This window comes from Vibrio sp. 10N.222.52.B7 (genome assembly GCF_041474275.1).
Lineage (GTDB): Bacteria > Pseudomonadota > Gammaproteobacteria > Enterobacterales > Vibrionaceae > Vibrio > Vibrio crassostreae_C.
In genome coordinates, this window is the sequence record NZ_JBFRTU010000450.1 from 1 (window position 1) to 382 (window position 382).

Genomic DNA, 382 nt, shown 5'->3' on the forward strand with positions numbered 1-382 from the left:
GTGATGAATGCTCGACACAGATGGTAGATGTTTTAGCCAAGTACACGACGACAACTGATTCCCAAGATCAAGGAGACACTCCAGTGAAACTGATTGATTCCAAAGTGATAGAGGGTGACCTATCGATCCTTGGATTGGATAAAATGAAACAGATCGTTGTGCTGTTCGAGGAGAGCAGTAACCTTACCTTGAATGAATTAGTCGAGGCAAGCGAAGCCGATAACGGACGAGAAGTGAAGTCTTTGGCGCACAAGCTCAAAGGATCGGCGGGCAGTTTGGGTTTATTAGCGCTGTACAATTTGTGTCAGAGCATCGAAGCAAGCGAAGAACCATTATTGCTGTACCGAGATAACGACCACGCTTTATCTGAATTGGTTATAGA

1 protein-coding gene is annotated in these 382 nt (G+C 45.0%); it reads left to right on the plus strand.

The window, feature by feature from the left end; genetic code table 11:
• The coding region (locus AB4512_RS23640; protein WP_372175951.1) for an Hpt domain-containing protein at positions 1-382 on the plus strand (382 nt) is incomplete at both ends.